The organism is Pseudomonas sp. JL2, assembly GCF_031570495.1.
GTDB lineage: Bacteria > Pseudomonadota > Gammaproteobacteria > Pseudomonadales > Pseudomonadaceae > Aquipseudomonas > Aquipseudomonas rhizophila.
Genome location: NZ_JAKUDH010000009.1, coordinates 185,315 through 193,502 on the forward strand (window position 1 = coordinate 185,315; position 8,188 = coordinate 193,502).

The window sequence follows — 8,188 nt, forward strand, 5'->3', positions numbered from 1 at the left end:
GTCAGATCCCCAACTCCTGACGCTGGCGCTTCAAGTGCTCCGGCATCTCTTTGTAGACGTCTTCGAACATGGTCGCGGCGCTTGGGATCTGCCCGCCAGCGAGGGTGCCGTACTGCTCGGCTTCCTTCTGCGCAGCGATCACCTCGGCTTCGAGTTCGGCGCTGACGGCGGCATGTTCCTCTTCGGACCAGTGGCCGATTTTCACCAGGTGCTGCTTGAGGCGCGCAATCGGGTCGCCCAGCGGGAAGTGGCTCCAGTCGTCGGCGGGACGGTATTTGGACGGATCATCGGAAGTGGAGTGCGGGCCGGCGCGGTAGGTCACCCATTCGATCAGCGCCGGGCCGAGGTTGCGGCGGGCGCGTTCGGCGGCCCAGCGCGAAGCGGCGTAGACCGCCATGAAGTCGTTGCCATCCACCCGCAGCGAAGCGATGCCGCAGCCGACGCCGCGTCCGGCGAAGGTGGTGGCTTCACCGCCGGCAATGGCCTGGAAGGTGGAGATCGCCCACTGGTTGTTGACCACGTTGAGGATCACCGGCGCCCGGTAGACGTGGGCGAAGGTCAGGGCGGTGTGGAAGTCCGATTCGGCGGTGGCGCCGTCACCGATCCAGGCCGAGGCGATCTTGGTGTCGCCCTTGATCGCCGAGGCCATGCCCCAGCCCACGCCCTGGATGAATTGCGTGGCGAGGTTGCCGGAGATGGTGAAAAAACCGGCGTCCTTGACCGAGTACATGATCGGCAACTGCCGGCCCTTGAGCGGATCGCGCTCGTTGGACAGCAGTTGGCAGATCATGCCCACCAACGGCACCTCGCGGGCCATCAGGATGCTTTGCTGGCGATAGGTGGGAAAGCACATGTCATCGATGTTCAGCGCCAGGGCCTGGCCGCTGCCGATGGCTTCCTCGCCGAGGCTCTGCATGTAGAACGACATTTTTTTCTGGCGCTGGGCGACCACCATGCGGTTGTCGTAGATGCGCGTCTTGAGCATGGCGCGCATGCCTTTGCGCAGGATCTCGAGAGGCACGTCTTCGGCCCATGGGCCGTGGGCATTGCCCTGGTCATCGAGCACGCGAATCAGCCCGCGGGCCAGGTCGGCCGTGTCGGACGGTTCAACGTCGATGGAGGGTTTGCGCACCGTGCCGGCATCGCTTAGATGCAGGTAGGAGAAGTCGGTCTGGCAGCCGGGACGGCCCGAGGGTTCGGGGACGTGCAGGCGTAGCGGTTCATACGCTGGGTTCATGGCTTTCTACGCTCGATCTTGTGAATTTCTTGTAGTGGGCGCGCTAGCTGACGAACTTTCCCGGGTAAGGAAAATTGTCCTACAACAATCATAGGCTCGACGCAGAAGAATATTTTTCTCTGTTGGGTTGCTGTTCAGATCATTTGCAGATAAAAAATCTGCACAACGATAAAAAACAGGATTATTTGTCTCATGCGTAAATTGGATCGCACCGACATCGGCATTCTGAACAGCCTTCAGGAAAACGCCCGCATCACCAACGCCGAGCTTGCCCGGTCGGTCAATCTATCGCCCACGCCTTGCTTCAACCGGGTCCGGGCCATGGAGGAGCTGGGGGTGATACGCGAGCAAGTCACGCTGCTGGATGCCGATCTGCTGGGCCTGCATGTCAACGTGTTCATCCACGTGAGCCTGGAAAAACAAGTGGAGGAGGCGTTGCAGCACTTCGAAGAGGCGATCTCCGACCGGCCGGAGGTGATGGAGTGCTACCTGATGGCAGGCGACCCGGATTACCTGATCCGCGTGCTGGTGCCGTCGATCCAGTCGCTGGAGCGGTTCATGATGGACTTTCTGACCAAGGTTCCGGGGGTGGCGAATATCCGTTCGAGCTTTGCGCTCAAGCAGGTTCGATATAAGACTGCGCTGCCGCTGCCGGCCAACGGGTTGACCTTGGGGACCTGAGGCCCAGCCGAGCGGGAGAGAAACCTGTCTGGAGGGGTTACAGGAGTCGACACTGCATCAAAAACCCCAACGCCACCGACTGCCCTTGCTCGAGCAAACGCAAGCCCGGCCGTCCTGGCAGGTGATGGGCATTGACCGGATGGCTGACCGGTTCGATGCAAAAGAAATCCAGTCCCACGGGACAGTACAGCAGGAAGTATTCGCTGCCGCTGGCTCGGCATTCCAGCTCATAACCCAGGTCCGGTTGCTGGATCAGGCAATGCCCGTTCCAGCCGCCAAAGCCGTTGTCCACCAGTGTGTCCGGCAGCAAGCGGGGTTGTTGGAAGTCCCAGGTTCGAGGAACGCTGCCCAACGTGGTCGGCAGTTTTTTCTCATCGCACATCCAGACTTCGGTTGCACGGGTTTGCAGGCGCGTGCCAGCAGTGCGCGGGAAGTACGGATGCAAACCCAGCCCGTGCCACGCGGCCTGTTCGGCCAGGTGGGTGACGTGCATCGCGATCTGTAACTGACCGCCGCTCAAGCGGATCCGCAGGCTGGCGCAATAGGCGAATGGATGTTGGCTGTCGAGTTGCAACAAGGCTTCCTGGGCGCTTTGCTCTATCACTTGCCACGGTTGTTGCCAGGCGCTGCCATGGATCGGGAACGGGTCGTTGGGGCTGTTGGCTTCCAAGGCGAGCCAGCCGCCCGGACAGTCGAAACCTGCGTTGGCGATCCGGTTCGACCATGGGATCAGCGGGAAGCAGCCGAGCTTACCGGGCAGGCCGTTTTCCACGGCCTGGGGCGCGGGCGGGCGCAACAGCGGCTGGCCGCTGCCGCGCAACGTCCAACTGACCAGGCTGGCACCCAGGTGCGGGGCCAGGGTCAGGCGAGTCTGTTCGTCTTCGAGTTGGAGAAGAGGCGGGGTCATGTTGGCTTGTCTGCTGGGTTGGAAAAAACTTCGGGACGACTCTTGTGTGCATGCTTTTGTGGCGAGGGAGCTTGCTCCCGCTCGGCTGCGCAGCAGACGCACGGAGTCAAAAACCTATGGGCCTGCTTCGCAGTCCAGCGGGAGCAAGCTCCCTCGCCACAAGGGGGCTTGCTCATTTATAGGGTTACAACACCAGACGCGGCAACCACAGCGAGATCGCCGGAATGTAGGTCACGGCCAGCAACACCAGGAACAGCATGCCGTAGAACGGCAGCAGGGCCTTGACGGTGCTTTCGATACTGACCTTCCCAATGGCGGCGCCCACGAACAGTACTGCTCCCACCGGCGGTGTAATGAGCCCGATGCCCAGGTTCACCAGCATGATCATGCCGAACTGCACCGGGTCCACGCCGATGCCCATGACCACCGGCATCAGGATCGGTGTCAGGATCAGGATCAGCGGCGCCATGTCCATCACCGTACCCAGGACCAGCAGCATCGCGTTGATGCACATCAGGATCACGTAGCGGTTGTCGGAGATAGTCAGGAACAGGGTGGTGATTTTCGCCGGGATCTGCATCAGCGTCATGATGTAGCCGAAGCTGGCGGCGAAGCCGATCAGGATCATCACGATCGAGATAGTACGCACCGTGCGATGCATCAGTTTCGGCAACTCACTCCACTTGTAGTCGCGGTAAATGCACATGGTCACGAAGAATGCCCAGAGCACAGCGATGGCGGCCGATTCGGTGGCGGTGAAAACACCCGAGAGGATGCCACCGAGGATGATGAACATGGTCATCATGCCCCACATGGCTTCCCGGCAGATTTTCAGCGCCTGCTTGAGGGGAATCACTTCGCCCTTGGGGTAGTTGCGCTTCTTCGCGAAGATCAGGCACAGCACCATCAGGCAGGCGTTCATCAGCAGGCCCGGCACGATGCCGGCCATGAACAGCGCACCGATGGAAACCGTACCGCCGGCTGCCAGGGAGTACAGCACCGCGTTATGGCTGGGCGGGGTCAGCAGGGCTTGTACCGAACCACTGACGGTCACTGCGGTGGAGAACTCCCGCGGGTAGCCGCGGCGTTCCATCTCCGGGATCAGTACCGAACCCACCGAGGCGGTGTCGGCCACCGAGGAACCGGAAATGGCACCGAAGAACGTCGAGGCCATGAGGTTGACCAGTGACAGACCGCCGCGCACGAAACCCACCAGCACACCGGCGAAGGCCACCAGCCGGCGAGACATACCACCCTCGGCCATGATTGCACCGGCCAGGACGAAGAACGGAATGGCCAGCAACGAAAATTTATTCACCCCGCCCGCGACCTGGATCATCACGGCCTGGAATGGAATATCGATCCACCACGCGCCGATCAGCGCAGCGGCACCCAGGGCGTAGGCGACCGGCATGCCGATCAGGATTAACAGGAAAAAACTGCCCAGCAGAATCAGAGCGTCCATTAAGCGGCACCTTCACTTTCTTCGACCAGGTCGAACTGCACGACCCGGCGCTTGCTCTGATCACCGAGCAAGAGTTTTTCCAGGACAAAAATCAGGGTCAGAAAACCACCGACCGGTATGGGCATGTACGTGATGCCGACCCGCAGTGTGGGCAGGGCGCTCATGTACTGGTTCCAGGTGGACAGGCAGAGTTTGGTGCCGCCGCTGATCATGAAGATGCAGATTGCAGCCATCAGCAGTTGGGAAAACACCGATGCCGCGGTTTTCAAGTGAGGGGGCAGGCGGTTGGTGAGCATGTCCACGGCCATGTGCGCACCAGCGCGGTAACTGGCGGCGGCGCCGATGAACGTGAACACGATCATCAGCAAAATCGCGGTGGGCTCCGGCCAGCTTGAGCCGGTACCCAGCACGTAGCGGGCGAACACGCCCCAGGGAATCATCAGAGCAATTGCCAGGACAGAGAGGCCGGCGACCCAGATGCAAGTCATGTAAATCTTGTCGTTGATGCGCAGCAGCAAATTCTTCATCGGGTTCCACCGTAACCGGGCGCGCCCGTGACATCGGGCGCACCTGGCCTTTTCAAGTACAGATTGAGAGGTGTTACTGAACGGCTTCGATACGCTTGATCAGGTCGGCGTACGGTGCACCGTATTTGGCCCGGATCGGTGCGGTGGCGTCATAGAAGGGTTTCTTGTCGACGGTGATGAACTCAACGCCCGCGGCCTTGAGTTTCTCTTCACTGGCGGCAGTCTTCTTGTCCCACAATTCGCGCTCGTCCAGCTGGGATTGCTTGGCCGCTTTTTTCACCAGGGCTTGCTGCTCGGGGGTGAGTTTTTCCCAGGTGAACTTGGACATCACCACCGGCTCCGGCAGGATCAGGTGGCCGGTCAAGCTGTAGTACTTGGCGTTCTGGTAGTGGTTGTGCTCGAGCATGGTCGGCGGGTTGTTTTCCGCACCGTCGATCACGCCGGTCTGCAGAGCACTGAAGATTTCACCGGTGTCCATGGCAATCCCGTTACCGCCCATGGCGTTGAGGGTCTCGATGAACATCGGGTTGCCCATGACACGAATTTTCATGCCATGCATGTCTTCGGGCTTGTGCACGGGTTTCTTGGTGTAGAGGTTGCGAGTACCGCCGTCCATCCAGGCCAGGGCCACCAGGTTGAATTCGGAGTTGGTGATCTTGTCGAGGATTTCCTGGCCGATTTCACCGTCGATGATCTTGCGCATGTGCGCCTGGTCACGGAACACGAATGGCATGTTGAAGACGTTTACGTCCGGCACCACCGGCCCAACGATGCCCAGGCTGACGCGGGCCATCTGGACGGCACCGACCTGAAGCTGCTCGATGACTTCTTTTTCCGAGCCCAACACACCGCCGGAATACATCTTGAAGGTGAACGGGTCTTTCTGGCCTTTACTTTCCTCGACCAGCGTCTTGCCGAGGATTTTTTCCGCTTCCACGGTTGGATAGCCATCGGGGTGGATATCGGCAAACTTGATCTCAAGAGCCTGTGCCGCTTGCGCAAGGAAGGCCAGGGGGAGGGCTGCGATCAGAAGCGTGCGTTTGAAATTCATGGTCAATCTCCAGTGTTGTTGTTTTTATATCTATCGAATGAAGCGGCAATGCAGGTCAGTTGGCGGCGTGTTTCGATCCTCCGAAAGCCGTTTCAGCAAGGCCCTTGACGCCGGGGTTGAGGGCAAACACGCCCCCGGCCAGGGACTGCGGATCGGTGTCGTCGCCAGGGCGGATCGAGGTGACGAACAGGGTGTCCAGACGGCTGCCGCCAAAGGCGCACATCGTCGGTTTCTTCACCGGCACCGCCAAAGAGCGATCCAGTCGGCCATCCGGGGTGAAACGATGGATGAGGCCGGCATCGTTGGCGCAGATCCAATAGCAACCTTCTGCGTCCACCGCCGCGCCGTCCGGGCGTCCGGCCAGGGGCATCATGTCGACGAACAGCCGTCGGTTGGAGGGCGTGCCGCTGTCGATGTCGTAATCGAAAGCCCAGATCTGCTGGATCAACGGATGTGAGTCGGAGAGGTACATCGTGCGCCCATCCGGGCTGAAGCCCAGGCCATTGGGCACGATGAACCCGCTCAGTTGTGCCTCGACCGGCCCGCGCTGTCCGCCATCGAAGCGGTACATCCGCCCCTGGTCGGCGTTGGCCCCCATGTTCAGCACCATGCTGCCGGCCCAGAAACGGCCCTGGCGGTCGCAACGGCCATCGTTGAGGCGCATGTCGGTGCGGGCGTGCTCGACACTGGCGCACAATTCGCTGTCCAGGCTGCCGTCATCAAAGGGGTGCAGGCGAAAGAAACCACTCTCCATGCCGGCGATCCACCCCCCGTCCTGGTGACGGGCGATGCAGGCGAGCATTTCGGGGGTTTCCCAACCTTTGAGCTGTCCGGTTCCGGCATTCCAGCACTGCAACCCACCGCTGGGAATGTCCACCCAGTACAGGGCGTTCTCCTCGGGAACCCACACTGGGCTCTCACCGACGGCGTTGCGTGCATCGACAATCAATTCGGCTTGCATGGCGATTCCTTGGTTCGTTCGTATCCCATGAAAAACAGGCGAATCAGTCGTCGAAGGGGCCGGCTGCGACAAAGGCGCCACCCTGGTAGACCCTGGCCGGGTCATCGGCGGCTGGCATCGGCTGCGCTTCGACCTTGTCACGGAAGACTTCGGAGCTGTCCTTGGGCTGGTAGCCCAGGTGCGCGGCCTGGCTGTTGTCCCACCAGACGTCGCGGTTGGCGGACATGCCATACACCACGGTGTGGCCGACTTTCGGGGTATAGAGCGAGCATTCGATCAGTTGGGTGAGATCGTCGAAGCTCAGCCAGGTGCTCATCATCCGGCGGTTTTGTGGCTCGGGGAACGACGAGCCGATGCGGATGCTCACGGTTTCGATGCCGTAGCGGTCGAAGTAAAAACTGGCCATGTCTTCGCCGTAGGACTTGGACAAGCCGTAGTAGCCATCCGGACGGCGAGGGGATAGGGCGTCGAGGGCCTCGTCCTGCTTGTAGAAACCGATGACGTGGTTGGAACTGGCGAAGATCACGCGCTTGACGCCATGCTTGCGGGCGGCTTCATAGATGTGGAACACGCCGCTGATGTTGGCGCCGAGGATTTCTTCGAACGGACGCTCTACCGAAACACCGCCGAAATGCAAAATGGCATCGACGCCTTCCACCAGTTGATGCACCGCCTGTTTATCAGACAGGTCGCACGGCACCACTTCTTCACTTTCATCAATGGCCGGGGCCATGTTGGCGATGTCCGACAGGCGAATGTGACGGGCGAAAGGCTTGAGGCGTTCACGCAAGACTTTGCCCAGGCCGCCGGCAGCACCGGTCAGCAGCAGACGATTGAAGGGTTGGCGAATGTGTGTCGTAGTCATGAAATTACCTGAGCAAACGGTGAGAGGTATCAGTTGTTATAAGTTGTCGTACGACCGAGAGGGAATATCCTTATCCTACCGCTACCTTGTCAACGTTTGATCGACGAATCGCTCTACAACGGCGTCCCTGCCTTTGGCTGTCGCGTCGCCATGGCCCTTTTGAAAAGCGGCCATGGCGACCGATCCCGGCTTAAAGAAGCGAAATCGGGTAGCTGACGATCAAGCGGTTTTCATCGAACTCGTTGTTACTGAAGTCTCGACGAATCGACGCGTTACGCCATTTCACATTGAGGCTCTTCAACGCACCGCTTTGTACGGTGTAGGCCAGTTCGCTTTCGCGACCCCATTCCTTGCCGTCGTCAACGGTGGCGGTGTGTACGTTGTCACCGCTGATGTAGCGGTTCATCAGGGTCAGGCCCGGTACGCCGACGGCGGCGAAGTTGAAGTCGTGGCGCACTTGCCAGGATTTTTCCTGGGCGTTGTCGTAGCTGGAG

Annotated in this window: 9 protein-coding genes; 1 reads left to right on the forward strand and 8 read right to left on the reverse strand. The window is 60.2% G+C overall.

The genetic code is table 11. The features are described from left to right. Nucleotide 1: 1 nt before the first annotated feature. Nucleotides 2-1,237: a 3-methyl-2-oxobutanoate dehydrogenase (2-methylpropanoyl-transferring) subunit alpha gene (locus tag MKS85_RS14480; protein ID WP_107322737.1), complete on the reverse strand. Its 1,236-nt coding sequence runs from the start codon at nt 1,235-1,237 to the stop codon at nt 2-4. Between the two features lie 192 nt (nt 1,238-1,429). Between MKS85_RS14480 and bkdR the strand changes: the two genes are divergently transcribed. Continuing rightward, the gene (gene bkdR, locus MKS85_RS14485; RefSeq protein WP_047227603.1) at nt 1,430-1,918 is read left to right on the forward strand and encodes a Bkd operon transcriptional regulator BkdR; all 489 of its coding nucleotides are present in this window, start codon (nt 1,430-1,432) and stop codon (nt 1,916-1,918) included. 37 nt (nt 1,919-1,955) lie between these two features. Here the strand turns inward: bkdR and MKS85_RS14490 are convergent, their stop codons facing one another. From MKS85_RS14490 to MKS85_RS14520, 7 genes are all read right to left on the reverse strand, one after another. Continuing rightward, complete coding sequence (locus MKS85_RS14490; protein ID WP_310663000.1) at nt 1,956-2,825, reverse strand: aldose 1-epimerase; 870 nt, start codon at nt 2,823-2,825, stop codon at nt 1,956-1,958. A 184-nt stretch (nt 2,826-3,009) separates the two neighbouring features. Further along, nucleotides 3,010-4,290: a TRAP transporter large permease gene (locus MKS85_RS14495; protein WP_310663001.1), complete on the reverse strand. Its 1,281-nt coding sequence runs from the start codon at nt 4,288-4,290 to the stop codon at nt 3,010-3,012. Further along, complete coding sequence (locus tag MKS85_RS14500; protein ID WP_310663002.1) at nt 4,290-4,817, reverse strand: TRAP transporter small permease; 528 nt, start codon at nt 4,815-4,817, stop codon at nt 4,290-4,292. Before MKS85_RS14500 ends, MKS85_RS14495 begins: the two co-directional genes overlap by 1 nt. Before the next feature lie 73 nt (nt 4,818-4,890). Further along, complete coding sequence (locus tag MKS85_RS14505) at nt 4,891-5,868, reverse strand: TRAP transporter substrate-binding protein (RefSeq protein WP_047227599.1); 978 nt, start codon at nt 5,866-5,868, stop codon at nt 4,891-4,893. A gap of 55 nt (nt 5,869-5,923) precedes the next feature. Continuing rightward, nucleotides 5,924-6,829 (reverse strand): SMP-30/gluconolactonase/LRE family protein, encoded by a 906-nt coding sequence (locus MKS85_RS14510; protein WP_047227598.1) that lies wholly within the window; start codon nt 6,827-6,829, stop codon nt 5,924-5,926. 43 nt (nt 6,830-6,872) lie between these two features. Continuing rightward, the gene (locus MKS85_RS14515) at nt 6,873-7,694 is read right to left on the reverse strand and encodes an NAD(P)-dependent oxidoreductase (protein ID WP_310663003.1); all 822 of its coding nucleotides are present in this window, start codon (nt 7,692-7,694) and stop codon (nt 6,873-6,875) included. 190 nt (nt 7,695-7,884) lie between these two features. Beyond that, nucleotides 7,885-8,188, reverse strand: a 304-nt coding sequence (locus tag MKS85_RS14520; RefSeq protein ID WP_310663004.1) for an OprD family outer membrane porin, incomplete at its 5' end; no start/stop codon positions are given.